The sequence below is a fragment of the Dyella thiooxydans genome (genome assembly GCF_001641285.1).
Classification (GTDB): domain Bacteria; phylum Pseudomonadota; class Gammaproteobacteria; order Xanthomonadales; family Rhodanobacteraceae; genus Dyella_A; species Dyella_A thiooxydans.
In genome coordinates this window covers 707,626-731,056 of the sequence record NZ_CP014841.1, presented here as the reverse complement: position 1 = coordinate 731,056, position 23,431 = coordinate 707,626, and the positions used below count along the sequence as shown (strand labels likewise).

Below are 23,431 nucleotides of genomic sequence, written 5' to 3'. Positions count from 1 at the left end.
ATGTACCGAACCCTGCGCCCCCTGCTGTTCGCGCTTGCTCCCGAAACCGCCCACGGGCTGACCCTGTACGGGCTCGATGTCGCGCATCGCAGCGAGCTGTTGCGCTTCGTCGCCACGCCGCCGGCAGACTTCCCGGTCGACGCCTTCGGCATCCGCTTTCCCAATCCGATCGGCCTAGCCGCCGGCCTGGACAAGAACGCCGACCACCTGGATGCGCTCGGCGCGCTGGGCTTCGGCTTCGTCGAGGTCGGCACCACCACGCCGCGCCCGCAGCCGGGCAACCCGAAGCCGCGGATGTTCCGCCTGCCCGCGCACGAGGCGATCATCAACCGCCTCGGCTTCAACAACGCCGGCGTCGATGCGCTGGTGCGCAATGCCGAGAAATCCAGCTATGCCGGCGTGCTCGGTATCAACATCGGCAAGAACAAGGACACGCCGAACGAGAAGGCGGTCGACGACTACCTGTTCTGCCTGGAGCGCGTCTACGCCCGCGCCAGCTACGTCACGGTGAACATCTCCTCGCCCAACACCCAGGGCCTGCGCGACCTGCAGGAAGAAGAGACCCTGCGTCGCTTCATCGGCACCCTGCGCGAGGCACAGGAGCGGCTGGGCGCGCAGCACGGCACGCGCAAACCGATGCTGCTGAAGATCGCCCCGGACCTCGCCGAAGCCGAACTGGACGCCATCGCCGAGGTGCTGCTGGCCAGCGCGGTGGATGGCGTGATCTGCACCAACACCACCATCGACCACAGCGCCGTGGCCTCCGACCCGCAGTCGCAGGAGACCGGCGGCCTCTCCGGCCGCCCGCTGATGGCGCGCGCCACCGCGGTACAGCGCGGCATGGCCGAGCGGCTGAAGGGCAAGGTCGGCATCATCGGCGTCGGCGGCATCCTCGACGGCGACGACGCGGTCGCCAAGCTCGACGCCGGCGCCTCGCTGGTGCAGGTCTATTCCGGCCTGATCTACCGTGGCCCGGCACTGATCGCCGAGTGCGTCGACGAGATCCGCCGCCAGCGCGGAGGCGCCGATGGCCGCTGAGCGCATCGACATGGGCGGCTACACGCTGATCGAGAACGCCCCGCTGGGCCGCCGCAACACGCTGCGTGTGGCGGCGAGGGCGCGACTGCTGGCGGAGATCCGCGACGCCAGCAAGCTGCCCGAACTGCTCGACTTCCCGGCCGTGAAGCAGGGTCCGCTGCTGGTGCTCGGCGAAGGCAGCAACGTGCTGTTCGCCGGCGACTTCGACGGCACCGTGCTGGCGATGGCCACCCAGGGCGTGCAGGTGGAGGACGACGGCCGCATCGTGCGGCTGGCGGTGGCCGCCGGCGAGCGCTGGGACGATTTCGTGCGCTGGACCCTGGGCCAGGGTATCGCCGGGCTGGAGAACCTGATCCTGATCCCCGGCACGGTCGGCGCCGCGCCGATCCAGAACATCGGCGCCTACGGCACCGAAGTGGCCGAGTTCATCGACAGCGTGGAGGCGTGGGACACCCACGCACACCAGGTGGTGACGCTGGACCACGCCGCCTGCGCCTTCGGCTACCGCGACTCGCTGTTCAAGCGCGAGCCCGGTCGCTACGTGGTCACCGCGGTGCGCTTCGCGCTGCCGCGCACCCGCGAGCTGCGCCTGGACTACGCCGGCATCCGCGAGGAGCTGGCACGCATGGGCGTGGACAAGCCGGCGCCGTTCCACGTGGCCGAGGCGATCATCCACCTGCGCACGCGCAAGCTGCCCGACCCGGCGGTGATCGGCAATGCCGGCAGCTTCTTCAAGAACCCGATCGTCGATGCCACCACCGGCGAGGCGCTGAAACGCGAACACCCCGAGCTGGTTGCCTGGCCCACCGCCGACGGCCGCTGCAAGCTGTCCGCCGCCTGGCTGATCGAGGCGGCCGGACTGAAGGGCTATCGCGAGGGCGACGCCGGGATCTCCTCGCGCCACGCCCTGGTGCTGGTCAACCACGGCCAGGCGACCGGCCGCGAATTGTGGGCGCTGGCCTGCCAGGTGATCGCCAGCGTGGAAGCCACCTTCGGCGTGAAGCTGGAGCCCGAGCCGCTGGTGATCGGCGCCTGACCGCGCGCGGCCGTCGGGCCGCGCGACTTTTTACGCGATCTATATGGGGTAGCGATTTTTCGCTACCCCTTTCTTATGCGCCGGTTTCGAGAATGCGCGCCGTCACCTCGACGGAGCCCTCTCCCGTGGACATCCCCTATCTCCTGCTGATCGCCGCGCTGGCCGCCCTCACCGGCGGACTGCTGCGCCTGTGCGACCGGCTCGGCCGCCGCTGAGCCGTCGCGCACCGAAGGAACCTGCCATGACCGCCTTCTACATCCTCGCCGCCGTGCTCGCAGTGGCCGTCACCGGCTACCTGTGCGTGGCCCTGCTCAAACCGGAGTGGTTCGAATGACCGCCAACGACTGGCTCCAGATGGGCCTGTTCCTGGGCCTGCTCCTGCTGCTCGCGATGCCGCTGGGCAGCTACATGGCGCGCGTGTTCGCCGATACGCCGAATCGCGTCACCCGCTTCGGCGGTGGCGTCGAACGCGCGATCTATCGGCTGTGCGGCATCCGCGCCGACGAGGACATGGGCTGGCAGCGCTACGCGCTGGCCATGCTGGTGTTCAACCTGGTCGGCCTGCTCGCCGTCTATGCGCTGCAGCGCTGCCAGGCGTGGCTGCCGCTCAATCCGGCGCACCTGCCGGCGGTCTCCGCCGACTCGTCGATGAACACCGCGATCAGCTTCGCCAGCAACACCAACTGGCAGGGCTACGGCGGCGAGTCGACGATGAGCTACCTGACCCAGATGCTCGGCCTGGCGGTGCAGAACTTCCTCTCCGCGGCCACCGGCATCGCGGTGCTGGTGGCGGTGATCCGCGGCTTCGTCCGGCGTTCTTCGCAGGGCATCGGCAACTTCTGGGTCGACCTGACCCGCAGCACGCTGTACGTGCTGCTGCCGCTGTCGCTGCTGCTCGCGCTGGCGCTGGTTTCGCAGGGCGTGGTGCAGAACTTCCACCCCTACGCCGAAGCCACGCTGGTCCAGCCCACGCATGTCGCCGAGACGGTCAAGGACGCTGCGGGAGTGACGCATGCGCACGACGTGGTCGTCACCACCCAGACCCTGCCGATGGGCCCAGCCGCGTCGCAGATCGCGATCAAGCAGCTCGGTACCAACGGTGGCGGCTTCTTCGGCGTCAACTCGGCGCACCCGTACGAGAACCCGACGCCGCTGAGCGACCTGCTGGAGGTGTTGTCGATCCTGCTGATCCCGGCGGCGCTGTGCCTGACCTTCGGCCGCATGGTTGGCGACCGCCGCCAGGGCTGGGCACTGCTGGCGACGATGCTGGCGATCTTCGTGCCGCTGCTGATCGCCTGCACCGCCGCCGAACAGGCCGGCACGCCGCTGCTCGCGCACCTGGGTGTCGACCAGCACGCGAGCGCGCTGCAGGCCGGCGGCAACATGGAAGGCAAGGAGACGCGCTTCGGCATCGTCGGCTCGACGATCTGGGCCACCGCCACCGCCGCCGCCTCGAACGGCTCGGTGAACGCGATGCACGATTCGTTCACCTCGCTCGGCGGGCTGGTGCCGATGTGGCTGATCCAGCTGGGCGAGGTGATCTTCGGCGGCGTCGGCTCCGGCCTGTACGGCCTGCTGGCCTTCGCCGTGGTCGCGGTGTTCATCGCCGGCCTGATGGTGGGACGCACGCCGGAGTACCTCGGCAAGAAGATCGAGGCGCACGAGATGAAGATGGCCTCGATCGCCGTGCTGATTCCCTGCGCCCTGGTGGTGATCGGCACCGCCATCGCGGTGATGGCGCCGGCCGGCGTGGCCGGGGTCGCCAACCCGGGCGCGCACGGCTTCAGCGAGATCCTCTACGCGCTCAGTTCGGCCTCCAACAACAACGGCAGCGCGTTCGCCGGGCTCTCCGCCGACACGCCGTTCTGGAACGTGCTGCTCGGCATCTGCATGTTCCTGGCGCGCTACCCGCTGATCGTGGCGATGCTGGCCATGGCCGGCTCGCTGGCCGCCAAGCGCCACGTGCCGCCGTCGGCCGGCACCCTGCCCACGCATACGCCGCTGTTCGTCGTGCTGCTGGCCTGCGTGGTGATCGTGGTGGGCGCGCTCACCTTCCTGCCCGCGCTGGCGCTCGGGCCGATCGTCGAATCTCTTTCGGGGCACTGATCCATGACTTCGCATACCCAGGCGAGCGTGCGTTTCGACCGCGAGCTGGTGCTCGACGCCGCCGTCGACGCTTTCCGGAAACTGTCGCCGCGGCTGCAGTTCCGCAATCCGGTGATGTTCGTGGTGTTCCTGTGCAGCCTGCTGACCACCGGACTGTGGCTGCAGGCGCTGACCGGCCACGGCGAGGCGCCGACCGGCTTCATCTTCTGGGTGAGCCTGTGGCTGTGGTTCACCCTGTTGTTCGCCAACTTCGCCGAGGCGCTGGCCGAAGGCCGCGGGAAGGCGCAGGCAAATGCGCTGCGCAGCACGCGCCGCGCGGTGCCGGCGAAGAAGCTCGCCGCGCCCCAGCGCGACGCCGCGGTGACGGTGATGTCCTCGGCCGACCTGCGCGCCGGCGACGTGGTGCTGGTGGAGGCCGGCGACATCCTGCCGGGCGACGGCGAGGCGATCGCCGGCGCGGCCAGCGTCAACGAGGCGGCGATCACCGGCGAATCCGCGCCGGTGATCCGCGAGGCCGGCGGGGACCGCAGCGCGGTCACCGGCGGCACCGAGCTGCTGTCGGACTGGCTGGTGGTGCGGATCACCCGCAACCCGGGCGAGAGCTTTCTCGACCGCATGATCGCGATGGTCGAAGGCGCCGCGCGGCGCAAGACGCCGAACGAGATCGCGCTGACCATCCTGCTGGCCAAGTTCACCCTGATCTTCCTGCTCGCCTGCGCCACGCTGCTGCCGTACTCCCTCTACAGCGTGCAGGCGGCCGGCAGCGGCAGCCCGATCACCCTTACCGTGCTGGTGGCGCTGCTGGTGTGCCTGATCCCGACCACGATCGGCGCGCTGCTGTCGGCGATCGGCATCGCCGGCATGGACCGGATGATCCGCGCCAACGTGATCGCCACCTCCGGCCGCGCGGTGGAGGCAGCCGGCGACGTCGACGTGCTGCTGCTGGACAAGACCGGCACGATCACCCTGGGCAACCGCCAGGCGGTCGCCTTCCTGCCCGCGCCGGGCATCGACGAACGCGTGCTGGCCGAAGCGGCGCAGCTGGCCTCGCTGGCCGACGGGACGCCGGAAGGTCGCAGCGTGGTGATGCTGGCGCGCGAGCGGCATGGCCTGGCGGCGCCCGAGCGCGAGGAAAGCCTCGGCGAGTTCGTGCCGTTCACCGCGCAGACCCGCATGAGCGGCATCGACCTGCCCGACCGCGCGATCCGCAAGGGCGCCGTCGACGCGGTGGAGCGCTATCTCGCCGCCGCGGGCGACACGCTGCCGGCGGCGGTGAAGCGCGCCGCCGAGGAAGTGGCCCGCCGCGGCGCCACGCCGCTGGTGGTCGCCGACCGGCAGCGCGCGCTCGGCGTGATCGAGCTGAAGGACATCGTCAAGGGCGGTATCAAGGAACGCTTCGCCGAGATGCGCGCGATGGGCATCAAGACGGTGATGATCACCGGCGACAACCCGCTCACCGCCGCGGCGATCGCCGCCGAGGCCGGCGTCGACGACTTCCTCGCCGAGGCCACGCCGGAAGCCAAGCTCGCGCTGATCCGCGAGATCCAGGCCGAGAACCGACTGGTCGCGATGTGCGGCGACGGCACCAACGATGCGCCCGCGCTGGCGCAGGCCGACGTCGCGGTGGCGATGAACAGCGGCACGCAGGCGGCCAAGGAGGCCGGCAACATGGTCGACCTCGATTCCAACCCGACCAAGCTGATCGAGATCGTGGCGATCGGCAAGCAGATGCTGATCACCCGCGGCGCGCTGACCACGTTCTCGATCGCCAACGACATCGCCAAGTACTTCGCAATCATCCCGGCCGCCTTCGCCAGCACCTACCCGGCGCTCGACGCGCTCAACGTGATGCACCTGGCCACGCCGCGCAGCGCGATCCTGTCGGCGGTGATCTTCAACGCGCTGATCATCGTCTTCCTGATCCCGCTGGCATTGAAAGGCGTGGCGTACCGCGCGCTCGGCGCCGGTGCGCTGCTGCGGCGGAACCTGCTGGTGTACGGGCTGGGCGGCATCGTCGTGCCCTTCCTCGGCATCAAGCTGATCGACCTTTTGCTGGTGCTGCTCGGCCTGTCCTGAGCGTCCCTTTTCCCCGGAGCCTTTGCATGTCCCGATTTTGTGCCGCCGCGGCGGCCCTCCTCACCAGCGTTGCCGCCGCCCATGCCGGCGACGCGACGCCACCGGTCACCGGCAATCTCGCGGTGACCTCCGACTATGTGTTCCGCGGTCTTACCCAGAGCTGGGGCCGTCCAGCCATCCAGGGCGGTGCCGACTACGCCGCCCCGAACGGCTTCGCCGCCGGCGTCTGGGGCTCGAGCATCAGCGAACGCAGCTATCCCGGCGGCGCGATGGAATTGGATCTGTATGCCAGTTATGGCCGCGCCATCGACGCCGACTGGTCGTGGCGCGTGGGCCTGTACGGCTACGTCTATCCTGGGGCCAACCTCGATCACGCCGGCCTGCCGCGGCGCTCGCTCGATACCGCGGAGATCAACGCCGCGCTGGGCTGGAAGCAGTTCACGCTGAAGTACAACCGCGCGCTCACCGACTACTTCGGCGTCGATACCGAACAGGGCTATGCCGGCGACTCCCGGGGCACCAGCTACCTGCAGCTCGATGCCACGTTCCCGCTGGCCGATGCCTGGAGCCTCGCCCTGCACGCCGGCCACACGCACATCACCACCGCGCTCGCCGTGCCACTGGCGAACGGGGCACGCGATCCGGGCTACAGCGATGTCGGCGCCACGCTCAAGGTCCAGCTCGATCCGCACTGGTCGCTCAGCGGCGGCGTCACCCACGCCACCAACGCGGCGTTCTATCGCCGCACCAGCAGCTTTCTCGACGCCGGCGACACCCGCAACGTGGGCGGCACGCGCGGCTTCGCGATGCTGCAGGGCACGTTCTGACCGGAGGTCTCCCATGTTCAAGCTGCTGCGCCCTTCCCTGCTCATGCTGCTGGTGATGACCGTCATCACCGGCGTGCTCTATCCGCTCGCCGTCACCGGCGTGGCGCACGTGATGTTTCCGCGCCAGGCCGACGGCAGCCTGATCGTGCGCGACGGGCACGTCGTCGGTTCGCGGCTGATCGGCCAGCCGTTCGACGATCCGCGCTACTTCTGGGGTCGCCCCTCGGCCACCTCGCCGCAGCCGTACAACGGCGCGTCGTCGGCCGGCTCCAACCTCGGCCCGACCAACCCCGCACTGGCCGCGGCGGTGCGCCAGCGCATTGCAGCGCTGCGCGCCGCCGATCCCGGCAACACACAGCCGGTGCCGGTGGATCTGGTCACCGCGTCGGGCAGCGGCCTGGACCCGGAGATCAGCCCGGCGGCGGCGCAGTACCAGCTGGCGCGCGTGGCGCGCGTCCGTCATCTCGACGTGGCGCAGGTCCGGCAGCTGATCGCGGCGCATACGCAGGGCCGCTGGCTCGGCCTGTTCGGCGAACCGCGGGTCAACGTGCTGGCGCTGAACCTGGCGCTGGACGCGCCCTCGCACTGAGCCGACTACCATGACCGACGCGCCCCGCGACGCCCGCGCCGACGCCCTGCTGCAGGCGGTGCAGGAGGATGCGCGCGAAGCCGGGCTGAAGATCTTCCTCGGCGCCGCGCCCGGCGTCGGCAAGACCTTCGCCATGCTCTCGGCCGCGCGCGAGCTGCGGCGCCAGGGTGTCGACGTGGTGGTGGGACTGGTGGAAACCCACGGCCGTGCGGAAACCGCCGCCCTGCTGGATGGCCTGGAACTGCTGCCGCGGCGGCCGGGCGAGCCGCGCGGCGGCCGCGCGATGGAGGAGTTCGATCTGGACGCCGCGCTCGCGCGGCGCCCCGCCGTGCTGCTGGTCGACGAACTGGCCCATACCAACCTGGCCGGCGGTCGGCACACCAAGCGCTGGCAGGACGTGGCCGAGCTGCTCGACGCCGGCATCGCCGTCTACACCACGCTCAATGTGCAGCACCTGGAAAGCCGCAACGACCAGGTGCGGCGCATCACCGGCGTCGCCGTGCGCGAGACCGTGCCGGACGCCTTCCTCGACCGCGCGCGCGACATCGTGCTGGTCGACCTGCCGCCGCGCGAGCTGATCGGCCGGCTCAAGCAGGGCAAGGTCTACGTGCCGGAGACCGCCGCCGCCGCGCTCAATGCGTTCTTCTCGCCGGGCAACCTGGCCGCGCTGCGCGAGCTGGCGCTGGAGACCATCGCCCATCACGTCGACAGCGACCTGCGCGACCAGATGCTGGCACGCGGCAGCGCGATGACCGTGCGACGGCGGGTGATGGCGGCGATCGACGGCTACGGCCAGAGCGAATACCTGGTGCGCGTGACGCGGCGCATCGCCGAACGACGCGGCGCGCCGTGGAGCGTGGTGTTCGTCGATACCGGCGTACCGCTGGACCCGGAGCGTCGCGAACGGCTGGACGCCGCCATGCGCCTGGCCCAGCGGCTCGGCGGCGAGCCGGTGACGCTGCGCGGCCAGGCCGTCGCCGACGAGTTGCTGGCGCATGCCGACCGCGAGGGGGTCGGCCAGATCCTGATCGGACGCACGCGCGAACGTCCGCTCGCGCGGCTGCTCGGCATCTCGCTGACCCAGCGCCTGATGCGCCGCGGCGCACACATGGAACTGACCATCATCGCCACGCCGGCCGAGCGGGTGCAGGCGCGCCGGCGGGCGCGGCAGCCGGTACGCACCGCATCGGGCGGCGCCTACGGCTATGCCACTGCGGTGATCGCGGTCGCCTTCGCGCTCGCCTTCGCCGCCAACACCTGGCTGGGCGTCGGCAACCTGTCGCTGATCTTCCTCACCGCGGTACTGGTGGTCGCGGTGCGCTCGCGCATGGCGGTGGCCGTGTATGCCGCGCTGCTGTGCTTCCTGGGGTACAACTTCTTCTTCACCGAGCCGCGCTACACGCTGCGCATCAGCCACCCGGACGATGTGCTGGCGGTGGGCCTGTTCCTGCTCGCCGCGCTGGTCTGCAGCCGCCTGGCGACGCGCCTGGCGACCCAGGTCCGCTCGCTGCGTATCGCGCAGGTGCATGCGCGTGCCCTGCTGGGCCTGGGCCAGCAGCTGACCGCCAGCGCCGATGCGGGCGGCGCGCGCCAGGCCGGTGCACGCGCCATGGCCACCGCGCTGGACGCCGAGGTGGCCATCCTGGCGCGCAGCGCCGACGGGCAACTGCAGGTCGCCCACGCGGCGCCCCGTGCGATCCAGCTGTCGCCCCAGGACATGGCGGCAGCGGACTGGAGCGAACGCCATTGCGAGCCGGCTGGTCGCTTCACCGACACCCTGCACGGCGCCAGCGGCTGGGCGCTGCCGCTGGCGGTGGACGAGCACCGGCTCGGCGTCGCCTTCGTACGCCTGCTGGCGAACGGGAAGCTGGACGCGGAGCGCCGGCGCCTGGCGCTGGCCATGGCGCAGGATCTCGCCCGCGCGCTCGAGCGCGCCCGACTCGCCGACGAACTGGAGGGCGCCCGCGTGCAGGGCGAGACCGAACGCCTGCGCAACGCCCTGCTGTCGTCGGTCTCGCACGACCTGCGCTCGCCGCTGGCGGCGATGATCGGCGCTGCCGGCACGCTGGTGTCGTATCGTCACCAGTTGCCGGAGCAGGAACTCGACCAGTTGCTGCAGTCGATCCTCGGCGAAGGGCAACGGCTGGACCGCTATATCCAGAACCTGCTCGACATGACCCGCCTCGGCCACGGCACGCTGACCTTGAATCGCGACTGGATCGCCGCCGACGACATCGTCGCCTCGGCCAGCGCGCGGGTGCGCAAGCTGTTTCCCGAGCTGCGCCTGCAGGTGCACGGCACGCCCGGGCCGGTGCTGCTGCACGTGCATCCGGCGCTGATCGAGCAGGCGCTGTTCAACATCCTGGAGAACGCCGCGCGGTTCTCGCCGCCCGGAGAAGCGGTGCGCGTAGACAGCCGCCTGGCCAACGGGCAGTTGATGATCGACGTGGCCGATCGCGGCCCCGGCATCCCCGAGGAGGAGCGCGCGCGGATCTTCGACATGTTCTATTCGGTGGCGCGCGGCGACCGCACCCCGCAGAGCACCGGCATGGGCCTGGCGATCTGCCGCGGCATGATCGGCGCCCATGGCGGCAGCGTCGAGGCGCTGCCCGGCGACGGCCGCGGCACCACCATCCGCATCACCCTGCCGGTGCCGCCGGCACCGGCAGCGGACGGCTGATTTTTTGCTGGTGAGACACCCGACCGCTCATGCCAATGCCTGACGGCCGCGGATCGACTGCCCGGGTTCGGGCAACAGCACGGTGATCAGGCCCATCAGCGGCAACCACGCACACAGGCGGTAGACGTAGTCGATGCCGTGCGTGTCGGCCAGCCGCCCCAGCACGGCGGCGCCGATGCCGCCCATGCCGAAGGCCAGCCCGAAGAACAGCCCCGAGACCATGCCCACGCGGCCGGGGATCAGCTCCTGCGCATAGACCAGGATCGCGGAGAACGCCGAGGACAGCACCAGGCCGATCGCCACGCTGAGCACGCCGGTCCAGAACAGGCTGGCATGCGGCAGCAGCAGGGTGAACGGCGCCACGCCGAGGATCGACACCCAGATCACCCGCTTGCGACCGATGCGGTCGCCCACCGGTCCGCCGATCAGCGAACCGGCCGCCACCGCGAACAGGAACACGAACAGGTGGGTCTGCGCGTTCTGCACCGACACGCCGAACGTGTGGATCAGGTAGAAGGTGTAGTAGCTGCTGATGCTGGCCAGGTAGAAGTACTTGGAGAACACCAGCAGCACCAGCACCGCGATCGCCCCGGCCACCTTGCCCCGCGGCAACCCGGCAACCGGCGCTGCCGCGAGCACGCGGCGCGTGATCTGGTGATCGCGATACCAGCGCCCCACCCGCACCAGCACCGCCAGCGCCAGCAGGGCTGCCAGCGCGAACCAGGCGACGCTGCCGCGTCCGTGCGGAACGATGATCCAGGCGGCCAGCAACGGCCCCAGCGAGGCGCCGGCGTTGCCGCCCACCTGGAACAGCGACTGCGCCAGCCCGAGCCGCCCGCCGGAAGCGGCCCGCGCCACCCGCGAGGATTCCGGATGGAAGACCGAGGAGCCGGTGCCCACCAGCGCGGCCGCCAGCAGCAGCGTGGAGAACTCGGACGCGTCGGCCAGCAGCAGCAGGCCGCACAGGGTGAAGCCCATGCCGACCGGCAAGGAGTAAGGCATCGGACGACGGTCAGCCGCCATCCCGACCATCGGCTGCAACAGCGATGCGGTCAGCTGGTAGGTCAGCGTGATCAGGCCGATCTGGCCGAAACTCAAGCCGAACCCGCTCTTGAGCAATGGGTAGATCGCCAGGATCAACGACTGGATCATGTCGTTGAGCAGGTGCGCGAAGCTGATCGCGCCGAGCACGGCGAACACCGGCCGGGATGGATCGGGAACGGCCACCGGAGGTGCTGCGGAGGCCACCTCGGCGGCAGGGACGACGCGGGTATCCATGGGGTGGGTGCGGTAGGAGCGACAGTGGGGGAAGGCGGCCACTCTAGTGATGCGGGCGGCGGCCCGTGTACGCTTTCGGGTCATCTGCTGTCGAATCCGGGCCAGGCCGGAGGCCCACCATGCGCAATACCCGCGTCACCGCCTACGAAGACACCCCGCGCGACGTGGTGGCCACCGGCAACGACTACCTGCCACATCGGGTCCTGCCCAGCCATTCGCACAAGCGCGGCCAGCTGCTGTACGCCGCCACCGGCGTGCTCACCGTGATCACCCAGGCGGGCGGCTGGGTGGTCCCGCCGCATCGGGCGTTGTGGATCCCGCCGGGCGTCGCGCACGAGGTGCGCATGAGCGGCGGCGTGTCCACCCGCAGCGCCTACGTGCACCGCGACGCGGTGCAGCGGCTCGGCCTGCCCGACCGCTGCCGGGTCATCCACGTCTCGCCCCTGCTGCACGCGCTGCTGATGGAGGCGGTGGACCTGCCGCCAGAATACGCGCTGGACGGCCGCGACGGCCGGGTCATGGCACTGCTGCTCGACGAGGTGGTGGCGGCACCGGAACTGCCGCTCACCACGCCGCTCCCCGGCGATCCACGGCTGGCCCGCCTGTGCCGCGCCCTGCTCGAGGCCCCTGCGCTGGAAGTCGACATCGATGCCATGGCGTACAAGGCCGGCATGAGCCGACGCAGCTTCACCCGGCTTTTCCGCGCACAGACCGGCATGAGCTTCGCGCTCTGGCGGCAGCAGGCCTGCCTGCTCGCCGCCCTGGCGCTGCTCGGGCAGGGAATGCCGATCACGCGGGTCGCCACCGAGATCGGCTACGCCAGCGCGAGCGCCTTCACCGCGGCATTTCGCCGGGTACTGGGCGCGCCCCCCAGCCGCTACCTTCAGGCGGACGGGCGGATGGACGCCGAAACCGCTACCGTCATGGCCCTGTCAATCAATCGAAGCAACATGTCCGGACGATGACGATGCAGGTACGCCCATGACCCGACGCGACGCCCCCAAGCCCCGCCAGAAAGCGGCTCCCGCCGCGGCTGCGGAGGTCGCGCCGGCGACGACGACGACGGACCTGTCCGATCCGTCGCTGTACATCCATCGCGAGCTGTCGCAGCTGCAGTTCAACATCCGCGTGCTGGAACAGGCGCTGGACGAGCAGACCCCGCTGCAGGAGCGGTTGAAGTTCCTGCTGATCTTTTCCAGCAACATGGACGAGTTCTTCGAGATCCGCGTCGCCGGCCTGATGGACCAGGTCGCGTTCGAGCACGAGCGGGTCGGGCCCGACGGCATCGCGCCGAAGCAGGCACTGGCGATGATCAGTACCGCTGCCCACCAGCAGATCGAGCGGCAGTACGCGATCCTCAACGAGCGCGTCCTGCCGGCGCTGGCCGAGGCCGGTATCCGCATCGTGCGTCGCCACGAGTGGACCACGAAGCAGAAGGCCTGGGTGCGCAAGTACTTCCGACATGAGGTCGCGCCGCTGGTCACCCCGATCGGCCTGGACCCGACCCACCCGTTCCCGCTGCTGGTCAACAAGAGCCTCAACTTCATCGTGCAGCTGGAGGGCGTGGATGCGTTCGGCCGCGACTCGGGCCTGGCGATCGTGCCGGCGCCCCGCGTGCTGCCGCGACTGATCCGCCTGCCGGACGATATCTGCGAGGGCGGCGAGAACCAGGTGATGCTGTCCTCGGTGATCCACGCCCACGTGGACGAACTGTTCCCCGGCATGCAGGTGCACGGCTGCTACCAGTTCCGGCTGACCCGCAACGCCGACCTGGACATCGACGCGGAAGACGTCGACGACCTCGCCCGCGCCCTGCGCGGCGGACTGTATACCCGGCGCTTCGGCGATGCGGTGCGGCTGGAGGTGGCGGACAACTGCCCGCGGACCTTGGTCGAGTACCTGCTCAAGCAGTTCGGGCTGGCCGAGCAGGACGTGTACGAGGTGAACGGCCCGGTCAACCTGTCGCGGCTGTTCAGCGTGGCCAGCCAGCCCGGCTTCCCGCAGCTGCAGTACCGCCCGTTCACCCCGGCCATCCCGAAGGCGCTGAAGAAATCCGAGGACATCTTCGTCATCCTGGCGAAGCAGGACGTGCTGCTGCTGCATCCGTACGAGTCGTTCACCCCGGTGGTGGACATGCTGCGCCAGGCGGCGAAGGATCCGGCCGTACTGGCGATCAAGCAGACGCTGTACCGCAGCGGCGCCAACTCCGAGATCGTCGACGCGCTGGTCGACGCCGCACGCGCGGGCAAGGAAGTCACCGCGGTGATCGAGCTGCGCGCGCGCTTCGATGAGGAATCCAACCTCACCCTCGCCGCCCGCCTGCAGCAGGCCGGCGCGGTGGTGATCTACGGCGTGGTCGGCGTGAAGACCCACGCCAAGCTGATGCTGATCCAGCGCCGCGAAGGCAGCGAACTGGTGCGCTACGCTCACCTCGGCACCGGCAACTACCACACCGGCAACGCACGCATCTACACCGACTACAGCCTGCTCACCTCCGACCCGGCGCTGTGCGAGGACGTGCACAAGCTGTTCGGCCAGCTCACCGGCATGGGCAAGGTGCAGGCGATGAAGAAGCTGCTGCACGCGCCGTTCACGCTGAAGAAGACCCTGCTCGACCTGATCGCCCGCGAGACCGCCCACGCCGAGGCCGGTCAGCCGGCGCAGATCATCATCAAGGTCAACGCGGTGACCGATGCCAAGGTGATCCGCGCGCTCTACAAGGCCAGCATGGCCGGCGTGAAGATCGACCTGATCGTGCGCGGCATGTGCTGCCTGCGCCCCGGCGTGCCCGGGGTGTCGCACAACATCCGCGTGCGCTCGATCATCGGCCGCTTCCTCGAACACAGCCGGGTGTACTGGTTCGCCAACGGTGGCGACGAAGTGCTCTACCTGGCCAGCGCCGACCTGATGGAGCGCAACCTCGACCACCGCGTCGAGACCGGCTTTCCGATCGAGAGCAAGAAGCTGTTGCACCGCGTGCGCCGCGAGCTGGACCTGTACCTCGCCGACAACTGCAGCGCCTCGCTGCTGCAGGCCGACGGCGGCTACCTTCGCGCCCAGCCCGCCAATTGCCAGGCCCCGCGCAACGTGCAGCAACTACTGCTGGAAAAGCTCTGCGGCACCGGGGCCGCGGCAGGCTGAGCGACGCTCAGCGGACGTGCCGCGCCACCCATTCCGCGTAGCGGTCGACGAACTGCTGCAGGAACTTCCGCGTGTCCTCGCTGGCGATGCGTCCCTCGCCGTCGATCAGGTCGTCGCTGCGGAACTGCACGAACACTTCCGGCTGCGCCAGCACCGGCACATCCAGGTAGGCCAGCACGTTGCGCAGGTGCTGCTGGGCCAGCGCGCTGCCGGTGCTGCCGATCGAGGCGCCGATCACCGCGGCGGGCTTGCCGGCGAACGAATTGGTGCCCCACGGACGCGAGGCAATATCGATGGCATTCTTCAGCACGCCCGGGGTCGAGCGGTTGTACTCCGGCGTGACGAACAGCAGCGCGTCGGCCTGCTCGACCTGCTTCTTCAATGCCTGGCATGCGGCCGGATAGCCGTCGTCGAAGTCCTGGTTGTAGAGCGGCAGGCCGTCGATCGGCACGAAGACGAAGCGCATGTCCTCCGGCGCCAGCCGCTGCACGGCCAGCGCCAGCCGGCGGTTGATGGACGCTTTGCGGAGGCTGCCGACGAATACGGCGATCGAATGGGTGGTCATGGGGGACTTCCGGTCTCTGGCTGGGGAACGATCAACCTTTCAAGCATCCTGCTTGCGCGGCAAAGGCCGCGTGACGGCGGATCGCCCACCGAAACCAGCCCCGTGATCGTAAAAAATGTGACGCATGGCACGCTTCATGCTTTTCCTGTCCCGTGTCAGCTTTTCGGGTCAGTCATCGCGACGACCGGCAAAGGACTGACACAGCCGCCGCCGCGCCATCTCCTGGCGCGGGGCAGACCGTTGGGACAGCGACATGCCGCGCACGCAGGCCAAATCCGGGCTCCACGGTCGCCGACAGCGGCTGATGGCGCTCGTCCTTTGCCTGATCGGCCTGCTGCTTGCCGGGAGCGCCTCGGCAACATCGTCGCTGGCCGGCAGTTGGCGGGATGTGCGCGAGGGCGACACGCCGGCCAAGCTGCTGGCCGAGTACCGCGATGGCGAGCTGCAGCGATTCGACCCCAACCTGCTGTTCCGTCTGCCCAAAGGCCCCCTGGGCACCTGGGTGGTCCTGGACCCGGGAACCTCCCCGGCGCAGGAGCAGCAAGTCCTCAGCATCTACCCGCCGCCCCTGGGCATGGTGACCCTTTACGACCAGAACGGACACAACGTTTCACTGACAGTGGATGATTTCGGCCAGGGGCCGCACGGCCACGGACGCCTGGCCTTCGTGCTCGGGCGCGATGTCCCCGTCACCGCGCCGCTGCTGCTGAAATTCGAACCCTCGGCACGGATCGCCGCCCCGGTGAGCTTCCGCCTGCAGGACTGGAACCACTACCTCGGGGACGATGCGCACTGGCTGGTGTTCGCCAGTTCCTCCCTGGCGGTAATGCTGGCGATGGCGCTGATGGCGCTGTGCTTCGGCCTGATCCTGCGCGATCTCACCTTCGTCTGGTACGCGGCCTACCTGGTCTGCTACGCGGCGATCCAGGGCATCCAGACCGGCTTCGTCTACCACCCGATGGGCATGGATTGGCTGGCCGGGTTGTCGATCACCGTCGGTTCGGCCGCGGTGGCGCTGTCGGTGGCCTTCGCCTCGCTGTTCATGACCCGCTTCTGCGAGCTGCAGCGATTCGCGCCGCTGCTGCGCATACCGGTGCTGTCGCTGGCCGTGGGCATGGTCGCCGTGGTGCTGATGCGTTGCAGCCAGATCCCGTCGCTGGAAGGTATCGGGCAACTGCTGGTCAATCCGCTGCTCACACTGGGGGCTGCCCTGCTGCTGCTCGCCTCGGTGATCGCTGCCGTGCGCGGTTCGCGCCATGCCTGGTTCTTCCTGGCCGGCTGGACGCCGCTGCTGGTGCTCACCGCGATGACCAGTGCGCAGGTCAACGGCGCCCTGCCCGCCCTGCCCTGGCTCAACGACGCCGGTCTGGCGGCGGGCGCCTTCGAGGCCATCGTGCTGTCGTTCGGCCTGGCCGACCGCGCGCTGCTGATCCGCCGCGACCGCGACCAGGTCCGCGTGCTGGCGGATCGCGACTCGCTGACCCAGTTGCTCAACCGGCGCGCCTGGCACGAGGCGGCGATCGTGGCGATGAGCGATCTGGGCGGGAGACCTCAGGCCCTGCTGTTCCTGGACCTGGATCACTTCAAGAAGCTCAATGACAAGCGCGGCCATGCCGCCGGCGATGAGGCACTGGCCGCGGTGGCCGAGGCGTTGCGCCAGGAACTGCGCCCGGGCGACCTGCTCGGCCGCTATGGCGGTGAGGAATTCGTCGCGCTGATCGACGGCGCGAACGCGGAAGAGGCCCTGCTGGTGGCCACCCGCATGTGCCGTCGCGTGCACCGGCTGGAGATTCCGGTCGACGGCAACCAGCTTGCCCTCACGGTGAGCATCGGCGTGGCCATCCGGCGCGCCACCGACTCGATCGACAGCCTGGTGGCGCGCGCCGACCAGGCGATGTACGACGCCAAGATGGCCGGCCGCAACCGCGCCTGCCTGCAGCGGCGACCGGAGGAGCCGAACGTGCCACGCCGGATGGCCGGCTGAGCCGGGCCATCCGACAAACCGGCGTCAGGCCAGCGTGCGCGCCGCGGCCACCACGTCGGCCTCGCCCGGCAGCACCAGGAAGGCGGCGCCGGCCAGCGGGGTGAAGGTGTCGGCACCGACCACGCGGGTCAGCGGCGTGGCACCGAAGCCGGCCTCGACGATCGCGGTGATCACACCCTCGCCCACGCCCGCGCTCTTGCGGCCCTCGTCCAGCACCAGGATGCGCTTGGCGTTCTTCGCCTGTGCCGCGATGAAGGCGTCGTTGAGCGGCGCCAGCCAGCGCAGGTCGACCACGCGCACCTTCCACTTCAGCTCGGCCTCGATGGTGCGTGCGGCGCGCAGCGCCATCGGCACGCCATTGCCGAAGGTGAACACCACCAGGTCGTCGGCATCCTCGTGGTACACGCGGCCTTCGCCCAGGGTCATCGCCTCGCCCGGCGCGGGATAGGCAAACTGCCACTGGCCGTCGCCGGCCTCGTACAGGTCCTTGGTCATGTACAGCGCGATCGGCTCGAGGAAGGCGCAGACACGACCGTCGACCCTGGCCAGCGCGGTCAACGTGCGCAGCATCGTCGCCGCGTCGTCGCCGCGACTGGGGCAACCCACCACCAGGCCCGGGATGTCGCGCAGCGCGGTGATCGAGTTGTCGTTGTGGAAATGCCCGCCGAAGCCGCGCTGGTACCCCAGCGAGGCGATGCGCATCACCATCGGGTTGCGGAACTGGTCGTTGGAGAAGAACTGCAGGCTCGACGCCTCGCCGCGGATCTGGTCGCCGGCGTTGTGGAAGTAGGCCAGATACTGGATTTCCGGCAGCGGCAGCATGCCCATGTTGGCGTAGCCCTGGGCCAGGCCGAGGATGATCGTCTCGTCCAGCAGGGTGTTGAACACGCGGGTGTTCTTGAACGCCTTGTGCAGCCCCTTGGTGACCGTGTAGACGCCGCCCTTCTGCGCCACGTCCTCGCCGAACAGCAGCGACTCGGGGTACTTGGCCATGATGTCGTGCAGCGCCTGACCGATCTGGATCGCCAGGTGCCGCGGCGGCTGGTTCTCCGGCAGCTTCGCCTCGCTGCCGAACGCCTTCAGGCGGGACTCGGCGTAGTCGGCGCGCTCGGCCTCGGCCTTCACCTTGGCCGGCGAGTACGGCGCCAGCGGGGCCATCACGTCGTCCAGGCGTTCCAGCTTGGGCCGGCGTTCGGCTTCCTCGGCGGCGGCGAAGCAGCGCTTGCGGGTCGCTTCGTACAGGTTGAGCAGGTCGTCCTTCGAGTAAAGGCCCGACTCCAGCGCGATCGCCGCCGAGCGCAGCAGCGGATCGGTGGATTCCACCGCCACCAGTTCCTCGATCGAGCGCCACTCGATCTCGAAGTCGGTGCCGGCGTGGCCCATCACGCGGGTGGTCTTCAGGTGCAGGAAGGTTGGCCGGCGGGTGCGGCGGCAGTGCTCCACCGCGCGCTGCACCTGGGCGTAGCCCTCGGCCAGGTCCAGGCCGTCGGCGAAGAAATAGTCGAGGTTGGAGCGCGACTGGTAGTTGCTGGCGACCCAGCCGGTCGGCGTCTTCACCGAGATGCCGATGCCGTTGTCCTCGCACACGAACAGCACCGGCGCGGGCAGCTTCTGATACGCCGTCCAGCCGGCCGCGTTGAAGGCGGTCTGCGCGGTGGCGTGGTTGCTGGACGCATCGCCGAACGAGCAGATCGCGATGGAGTCGTCCGGGATCGGCAAGGTGTGGCCGATGCGGCGGGCGTGATCAATGGCCACCGCGGTGCCGAGCGCCTTGGGCAGATGCGAGGCGATGGTCGAGGTCTGCGGCAGCACCCACAACGGCTTGGAACCCCACACCTTGTGGCGGCCGCCGGAAGCCGGATCATCCTTGCTGGCGGCGAATGAGAGCGCCGAATCCATCACCGGATCCATCCCTGGCAATTTGCGGAAGCGCTCGGCCATGAAGCCGCCGGATCGGTAGTGCAGGAACGCCGGATCGGTATGACGCGTGAGCCGCGCCACCATCGCGTTGCCCTCGTGACCGGACGAACCGATCGTGTAGAACACCTTGTTCTGCACGCGCAGCACGCGCGCCATCAGGTCCAGGTGGCGGCTGATCAACTGCGACTCGAACAGTTCGCGGAAGCCACGCGCATCGAGCGCGCTGCCCGGCAGTACCGGCTGGTCGTCGCGCGGTGCGGCGTGAACCTCGCCCTGCCACAACTGCACGAACTCGGTGAAGTTCTGGTCGACGATCTCGGCGCGGTTGAAGCCCTTGTGGCGGGCGGTGATGGCGAACGGAATGGCGGTCATGGCGGAGTGCGTCCTGGAGACGGGAGATGGCTGCGGGCAGCCGTCAGGAAGAAGAAACGATCGGCAACACGGACGGCGGCTGGCGCAGCTTGCGCAGGGCAGCGGCGCGCGCGCGGTCCTTGTCGCGACCGAAGGATTCGAAGATGCGGATCTGTTCGTCCAGCGCAGGCACCGGCACCGCCAGGCCCTGCAGGCCGACCAGCACCAGCTTGCCCGGCGAGACCGGCTGCCAGCCCTCGCCGGCATCCAGCTCCAGGCCGCCCATCACCTCCACCGGCAGGCCGGGGAAACGGAAACGGGCGAAGTGCGAGCGGAAGCGGTCGCCATCGGCGGGCGCGTGGCTGGCGTCGCGGCGATCGGCCCACCGCGTCATCAGCACATCGGCATCGGCACGCGAAACCAGCACGTCGACATCGGCCACGCCCACGTCGGCACCGAGCAGCAACGCGCCGGCGCTGCCGATCAGGCACCACGGCTCGGCGCAGTGCACGTGCAGCTCGGGCACCAGCTCGGTGAGCGCGACGAACAGCGCGGGCGGCACGTGGCTCATGCGCGGCGGCGACGCCAGGCTTCGCGGCTCTGGCCCCACGCTTCCATGACCAGATCCTGGAACGGCTCCGGCAAGCGCGCCGGTCCGAGCACGGTGGAGCCCAGCCGCCGGGCCACCTGCTGCGAGGCGAGATTGTCCGGCGCGATGGTATGGATCACTTCGGTCCAGCCGAGATGGTCGAACGCCCAGTCGATCGCGGCGGCCGAACCCTCGGTGGCGTAACCCTTGCCCCAGGCCTCGCGCAGCAGGCCCCAACCGACCTCGGTGCCGGGCCAGCCCTCGGGCTGCCACGGTCCGAGCCGGCCGATCCACTGCCCGCTGGCCTTCTCGATCACCGAGAACATCGCGTAGCCCTGGATCGCCCAGGCCCCAGCCATCGAGAGAAACCCGCGCCAGGCGACCGGCCGCGGCTGCGGACCGCCGATGTGGTGCGAGCTTTCCTCGTCGCCCATCAGCTGCGCCCAGCCCTCGAAATCCTCCGGCCGGGTCGGACGCAGGATCAGGCGGTCGGTTTCGATGCGAAGGTCTTGCCAGCTCATGCTAGGGACACTCTGGCCCGGAATATCTGTCCGCCCTCACCGTCATTCCGGCACAGGCCGGAACCCAGCGTCTCTCTGCCGTGACAGCAAAGGCACTGGATCCCAGCTTGCGCTGGGATGACGGCGCGGGTGTTCCTTGCACCAACCGTCAGAACGCGTTGATGCCCGTCAGCTCGCGGCCCACCACCAGCTGGTGCACCGTCTCGGTGCCTTCGTAGGTGATCACCGATTCCAGGTTCAGCGCGTGGCGGATCGCGGTGTGCTCGGTGGTGATGCCGGCGCCGCCGAGGATGTCGCGACACTCGCGCGCGATATCGATGGCCATGCGGCAGTTGTTCCACTTGGCCAGCGAGACCTGGGTCGGCTGCATCTTGCCGGCATCCTTCAGGCGGCCGAGCTGCAGCGACAGCAGCTGCGCCGAGGTGATGCGACGGGCCATGTCGGCCATCTTGATCTGCACCGCCTGGTTGGCGGACAGCGGACGGCCGAACAGCACGCGCTCGGCGGTGTAGTCGAGCACTTCCTTCAGGCAGGCCTGGGCGGCGCCGATCGGGCCCCAGGTGATGCCGTAGCGCGCCTGGGTCAGGCAGCCCAGCGGACCTTTGAGGCCCTTAACGTTGGGCAGGCGGTTGGCCTCCGGCACGCGCACGTTGTCGAAGAACAGCGCGCTGGTGACCGAGGCGCGCAGGCTCATCTTCTTGTGCACTTCCTGCGCGGTGAAACCGGCCGTGTCGGTCGGCACGATGAAGCCCTGGATGCCGTCCTCGGTCTGCGCCCAGATGATCGCGATATGCGCCAGGTTGCCGTTGGTGATCCACATCTTGGCGCCGTTGATGACCCAGTCGCCGCCGTCCTTCTTCGCATTCGTCTTCATGTTGGCCGGATCGGAGCCGCCGTGCGGCTCGGTCAGGCCGAAGCAGCCGATGATCTCGCCCGCCGCCATCTTCGGCAGGTACTGCATCTTCTGCTCTTCGGTGCCGTAGGCGTAGATCGGGTACATGCATAGCGAGCTCTGCACCGAAGCGAAGCTGCGCAGGCCCGAGTCGCCGCGCTCCAGCTCCTGGCAGATCAGGCCGTAGCTGACACCGTTCATGCCGGCGCAGCCGTACTGTTCCGGAATCGTCGCGCCGAGCAGGCCCAGCGAGGCGATCTCCGGGATCAGTTCCTTCGGAAAGCGTCCCTGGTCGAAGCAGTCGCCGATGATCGGCAGCACCTTCTCGTCGACGAAGCGGCCCACTGCATCCTGCACCATGCGCTCCTCGTCGGTGAGCAGCGAGCGGACGTCGTACAGGTCGAGCGGGTCAAGACGGACAGCCATGCAGCCTCCAGCGGGTCGATGAATCCCGCCATTCTAGCTTGCGCCGCCGGCTTCCGGCGATGACGCGCCGCCGCATCGAGGCCGGCGTCGCAGCCCCTGAGAGCACCGCCGGTTCCACTGCCGGCACCGGCTTGGCAAGTTGCCCGACAGGTGGAATGATTTACACCATGACACTCACCCCCCGCCAGGCCGAGATCCTCGCCGTCCTGCACCGCCACGCGGCCGCCGAGGGCATGCCGCCGACACTGCAGGAAATCGCTGTGGCGGTCGGCATCGAACACGTGAACGCGGTGGCCAAGCACCTTCGCGCGCTGGAGGCCAAGGGCCACATCGCCCTGCTGCCGAACCGCGCCCGCGGTATCCGCCTGCTGGATGCGCCCGTGCCTGCACCGGCCGACGACCTGCTCGCCCTGCCCCTGCTCGGCCGCGTCGCTGCCGGCCGGCCGATCGACTCGAGCGCGGCTGCCGAGCGGGTACTGCGGCTGGACCCGGCCCTGTTCCGGCTGCGCCCGGACTACCTGCTGCGCGTGCAGGGCGACTCGATGCGTGACGACGGCATCCTCGACGGCGACCTGATCGGCGTGCACGCCACGCCCGAGGCGCGGCACGGCCAGACCGTGGTGGCGCGCGTCGGCGACGGCTTCACGGTGAAGCGGCTGCATCGCAAGGGTCGCCAACTGCGCCTGCTGCCGCGCAATGCCGAGCATGAGCCGATCGATCCCGACCCCAGCGAGGACTTCGCCATCGAGGGCCTGTTCGCCGGCCTGATCCGGCAGGGCTGAGCGATGGCCGAGCCGCTGTCGTTGACGCCCCTGCTGGAGAGCCGCCAGGTCTGGCACGGCCGCGAGCGTCCGGCGCCGGCCGGCGGCATTCCCAGCGGCTGGCCGGCACTGGACGCCGCCCTGCCGCAGGGCGGTTGGCCAGCCCATGCCTTGAGCGAGCTGCTGCTGCCGGCCGACGGCGTGGGCGAGCTGGCCCTGGTGCTGCCGGCGCTGGGTCGGCTGGCCACGCGCGAGCGCCCCGCCCTGGTGGTGGCGCCACCCTACCTGCCCGGCGTGGCCGGCTGGTCGGCCCGCGGCGTGGACATGCGCCACGTGCTGGTGGTGCGCGCCGCCGGCAGCGAGATCCTGTGGGCAATGGAGCAGGGCCTGCGCAGCGCCGCCTGCGGCGCGGTGCTGGGCTGGCCCGGCGAGGCCGACGACCGCGCGCTGCGCCGGCTGCAGGTCGCCGCCGACACCGGCCGCACGCCGGCCTTCCTGTTCCGCGACCGTCGCCATGCCGCGCAGGCCTCGCCGGCGGCGTTACGCATCGAACTGGAAACCCGGCCGCAGCCGCAGTGGCGGGTGCGCAAATGCCGCGGCGGCCAACCGCCGGCGCAGGCGTTTGCGCTGTCGCGCGCAGGCGCATGAGGG

At 69.7% G+C, this 23,431-nt stretch carries 19 protein-coding genes; 13 read left to right on the top strand and 6 right to left on the bottom strand.

Annotated features, from left to right (window positions below; all coding sequences use genetic code 11):
• The 8 genes from ATSB10_RS03320 (at position 1) to ATSB10_RS03285 (ending at position 10,352) form a co-directional block, all read left to right on the top strand.
• The gene (locus ATSB10_RS03320) at positions 1 to 1,038 is read left to right on the top strand and encodes a quinone-dependent dihydroorotate dehydrogenase (protein WP_063670449.1); all 1,038 of its coding nucleotides are present in this window, start codon (positions 1 to 3) and stop codon (positions 1,036 to 1,038) included.
• On the top strand, positions 1,028 to 2,074 hold the full coding sequence (murB, locus tag ATSB10_RS03315) for a UDP-N-acetylmuramate dehydrogenase (RefSeq protein ID WP_236886485.1): 1,047 nt from the start codon (positions 1,028 to 1,030) through the stop codon (positions 2,072 to 2,074). The genes ATSB10_RS03320 and murB overlap by 11 nt, the downstream gene beginning before the upstream one ends.
• Before the next feature lie 241 nt (positions 2,075 to 2,315).
• Entirely contained in the window at positions 2,316 to 2,408 is a 93-nt protein-coding gene (kdpF, locus tag ATSB10_RS03310) for a K(+)-transporting ATPase subunit F (protein WP_063670447.1), read from the top strand.
• On the top strand, positions 2,405 to 4,180 hold the full coding sequence (gene kdpA, locus ATSB10_RS03305) for a potassium-transporting ATPase subunit KdpA (RefSeq protein WP_063670445.1): 1,776 nt from the start codon (positions 2,405 to 2,407) through the stop codon (positions 4,178 to 4,180). The genes kdpF and kdpA overlap by 4 nt, the downstream gene beginning before the upstream one ends.
• Positions 4,181 to 4,183: 3 nt before the next feature.
• Positions 4,184 to 6,256 carry a potassium-transporting ATPase subunit KdpB gene (kdpB, locus tag ATSB10_RS03300; RefSeq protein ID WP_063670443.1) on the top strand — a complete coding sequence of 691 codons (2,073 nt, stop codon included), beginning with the start codon at positions 4,184 to 4,186 and terminating at the stop codon, positions 6,254 to 6,256.
• A 26-nt stretch (positions 6,257 to 6,282) separates the two neighbouring features.
• Entirely contained in the window at positions 6,283 to 7,083 is an 801-nt protein-coding gene (locus tag ATSB10_RS03295; protein ID WP_063670441.1) for a TorF family putative porin, read from the top strand.
• A 13-nt stretch (positions 7,084 to 7,096) separates the two neighbouring features.
• The gene (gene kdpC, locus ATSB10_RS03290; protein WP_063670439.1) at positions 7,097 to 7,672 is read left to right on the top strand and encodes a potassium-transporting ATPase subunit KdpC; all 576 of its coding nucleotides are present in this window, start codon (positions 7,097 to 7,099) and stop codon (positions 7,670 to 7,672) included.
• A 10-nt stretch (positions 7,673 to 7,682) separates the two neighbouring features.
• On the top strand, positions 7,683 to 10,352 hold the full coding sequence (locus tag ATSB10_RS03285) for a sensor histidine kinase (RefSeq protein ID WP_063670437.1): 2,670 nt from the start codon (positions 7,683 to 7,685) through the stop codon (positions 10,350 to 10,352).
• Positions 10,353 to 10,379: 27 nt separating this feature from the next.
• Here ATSB10_RS03285 and ATSB10_RS03280 read toward each other — a convergent pair whose 3' ends face one another.
• A complete protein-coding gene (locus ATSB10_RS03280; RefSeq protein ID WP_063670435.1) occupies positions 10,380 to 11,630 on the bottom strand; it encodes an MFS transporter in 1,251 nt (416 codons plus the stop codon).
• A 119-nt stretch (positions 11,631 to 11,749) separates the two neighbouring features.
• Here ATSB10_RS03280 and ATSB10_RS03275 point away from each other — a divergent pair, with 119 nt between their 5' ends.
• Together ATSB10_RS03275 and ppk1 are read left to right on the top strand one after the other, a co-directional pair.
• Complete coding sequence (locus tag ATSB10_RS03275; RefSeq protein WP_063670433.1) at positions 11,750 to 12,595, top strand: AraC family transcriptional regulator; 846 nt, start codon at positions 11,750 to 11,752, stop codon at positions 12,593 to 12,595.
• Between the two features lie 16 nt (positions 12,596 to 12,611).
• Complete coding sequence (gene ppk1, locus ATSB10_RS03270; RefSeq protein ID WP_063670431.1) at positions 12,612 to 14,771, top strand: polyphosphate kinase 1; 2,160 nt, start codon at positions 12,612 to 12,614, stop codon at positions 14,769 to 14,771.
• Positions 14,772 to 14,778: 7 nt separating this feature from the next.
• Here ppk1 and ATSB10_RS03265 read toward each other — a convergent pair whose 3' ends face one another.
• Entirely contained in the window at positions 14,779 to 15,336 is a 558-nt protein-coding gene (locus ATSB10_RS03265; protein WP_063670429.1) for an NADPH-dependent FMN reductase, read from the bottom strand.
• 304 nt (positions 15,337 to 15,640) lie between these two features.
• Here ATSB10_RS03265 and ATSB10_RS03260 point away from each other — a divergent pair, with 304 nt between their 5' ends.
• Entirely contained in the window at positions 15,641 to 17,320 is a 1,680-nt protein-coding gene (locus ATSB10_RS03260) for a sensor domain-containing diguanylate cyclase (RefSeq protein WP_236886484.1), read from the top strand.
• A 24-nt stretch (positions 17,321 to 17,344) separates the two neighbouring features.
• On the opposite strand, the gene ATSB10_RS03255 is transcribed toward ATSB10_RS03260, so the two are convergent.
• The 4 genes from ATSB10_RS03255 to ATSB10_RS03240 all read right to left on the bottom strand — a co-directional run bounded on the left by ATSB10_RS03255 (position 17,345) and on the right by ATSB10_RS03240 (position 22,019).
• Complete coding sequence (locus ATSB10_RS03255) at positions 17,345 to 19,612, bottom strand: thiamine pyrophosphate-dependent enzyme (protein ID WP_063670425.1); 2,268 nt, start codon at positions 19,610 to 19,612, stop codon at positions 17,345 to 17,347.
• 43 nt (positions 19,613 to 19,655) lie between these two features.
• Positions 19,656 to 20,162 carry a nucleotidyltransferase family protein gene (locus ATSB10_RS03250; protein WP_063670423.1) on the bottom strand — a complete coding sequence of 169 codons (507 nt, stop codon included), beginning with the start codon at positions 20,160 to 20,162 and terminating at the stop codon, positions 19,656 to 19,658.
• Positions 20,159 to 20,701, bottom strand: coding sequence for a GNAT family N-acetyltransferase (locus tag ATSB10_RS03245; protein ID WP_063670421.1), 543 nt, complete (start codon positions 20,699 to 20,701; stop codon positions 20,159 to 20,161). The genes ATSB10_RS03250 and ATSB10_RS03245 overlap by 4 nt, the downstream gene beginning before the upstream one ends.
• Before the next feature lie 148 nt (positions 20,702 to 20,849).
• Positions 20,850 to 22,019 carry an acyl-CoA dehydrogenase family protein gene (locus ATSB10_RS03240; RefSeq protein ID WP_063670419.1) on the bottom strand — a complete coding sequence of 390 codons (1,170 nt, stop codon included), beginning with the start codon at positions 22,017 to 22,019 and terminating at the stop codon, positions 20,850 to 20,852.
• A gap of 167 nt (positions 22,020 to 22,186) precedes the next feature.
• On the opposite strand from ATSB10_RS03240, the gene lexA reads away from it, so the two are divergent.
• Both lexA and imuA read left to right on the top strand, forming a co-directional pair.
• Positions 22,187 to 22,801, top strand: a complete 615-nt coding sequence (gene lexA / locus ATSB10_RS03235; protein ID WP_236886483.1) for a transcriptional repressor LexA — start codon at positions 22,187 to 22,189, stop codon at positions 22,799 to 22,801.
• Positions 22,802 to 22,804: 3 nt separating this feature from the next.
• Positions 22,805 to 23,428 carry a translesion DNA synthesis-associated protein ImuA gene (gene imuA / locus ATSB10_RS03230; RefSeq protein ID WP_063670414.1) on the top strand — a complete coding sequence of 208 codons (624 nt, stop codon included), beginning with the start codon at positions 22,805 to 22,807 and terminating at the stop codon, positions 23,426 to 23,428.
• Positions 23,429 to 23,431: the final 3 nt, after the last annotated feature.

What these genes read in the sequence shown, in the direction of transcription:
- ATSB10_RS03285 (WP_063670437.1), top strand. Translation starts at nt 7,683, where the DNA reads ATGACCGACGCGCCCCGCGACGCCCGCGCCGACGCCCTGCTGCAGGCG.
- kdpA (WP_063670445.1), top strand. Translation starts at nt 2,405, where the DNA reads ATGACCGCCAACGACTGGCTCCAGATGGGCCTGTTCCTGGGCCTGCTC.
- ATSB10_RS03265 (WP_063670429.1), bottom strand. Translation starts at nt 15,336, where the DNA reads ATGACCACCCATTCGATCGCCGTATTCGTCGGCAGCCTCCGCAAAGCG.
- imuA (WP_063670414.1), top strand. Translation starts at nt 22,805, where the DNA reads ATGGCCGAGCCGCTGTCGTTGACGCCCCTGCTGGAGAGCCGCCAGGTC.
- kdpF (WP_063670447.1), top strand. Translation starts at nt 2,316, where the DNA reads ATGACCGCCTTCTACATCCTCGCCGCCGTGCTCGCAGTGGCCGTCACC.
- ATSB10_RS03280 (WP_063670435.1), bottom strand. Translation starts at nt 11,630, where the DNA reads ATGGATACCCGCGTCGTCCCTGCCGCCGAGGTGGCCTCCGCAGCACCT.
- ATSB10_RS03240 (WP_063670419.1), bottom strand. Translation starts at nt 22,019, where the DNA reads ATGGCTGTCCGTCTTGACCCGCTCGACCTGTACGACGTCCGCTCGCTG.
- ATSB10_RS03260 (WP_236886484.1), top strand. Translation starts at nt 15,641, where the DNA reads ATGGCGCTCGTCCTTTGCCTGATCGGCCTGCTGCTTGCCGGGAGCGCC.
- ppk1 (WP_063670431.1), top strand. Translation starts at nt 12,612, where the DNA reads ATGACCCGACGCGACGCCCCCAAGCCCCGCCAGAAAGCGGCTCCCGCC.
- ATSB10_RS03250 (WP_063670423.1), bottom strand. Translation starts at nt 20,162, where the DNA reads ATGAGCCACGTGCCGCCCGCGCTGTTCGTCGCGCTCACCGAGCTGGTG.
- ATSB10_RS03245 (WP_063670421.1), bottom strand. Translation starts at nt 20,701, where the DNA reads ATGAGCTGGCAAGACCTTCGCATCGAAACCGACCGCCTGATCCTGCGT.
- ATSB10_RS03295 (WP_063670441.1), top strand. Translation starts at nt 6,283, where the DNA reads ATGTCCCGATTTTGTGCCGCCGCGGCGGCCCTCCTCACCAGCGTTGCC.
- kdpC (WP_063670439.1), top strand. Translation starts at nt 7,097, where the DNA reads ATGTTCAAGCTGCTGCGCCCTTCCCTGCTCATGCTGCTGGTGATGACC.
- murB (WP_236886485.1), top strand. Translation starts at nt 1,028, where the DNA reads ATGGCCGCTGAGCGCATCGACATGGGCGGCTACACGCTGATCGAGAAC.
- ATSB10_RS03320 (WP_063670449.1), top strand. Translation starts at nt 1, where the DNA reads ATGTACCGAACCCTGCGCCCCCTGCTGTTCGCGCTTGCTCCCGAAACC.
- kdpB (WP_063670443.1), top strand. Translation starts at nt 4,184, where the DNA reads ATGACTTCGCATACCCAGGCGAGCGTGCGTTTCGACCGCGAGCTGGTG.
- ATSB10_RS03275 (WP_063670433.1), top strand. Translation starts at nt 11,750, where the DNA reads ATGCGCAATACCCGCGTCACCGCCTACGAAGACACCCCGCGCGACGTG.
- lexA (WP_236886483.1), top strand. Translation starts at nt 22,187, where the DNA reads ATGACACTCACCCCCCGCCAGGCCGAGATCCTCGCCGTCCTGCACCGC.
- ATSB10_RS03255 (WP_063670425.1), bottom strand. Translation starts at nt 19,612, where the DNA reads ATGACCGCCATTCCGTTCGCCATCACCGCCCGCCACAAGGGCTTCAAC.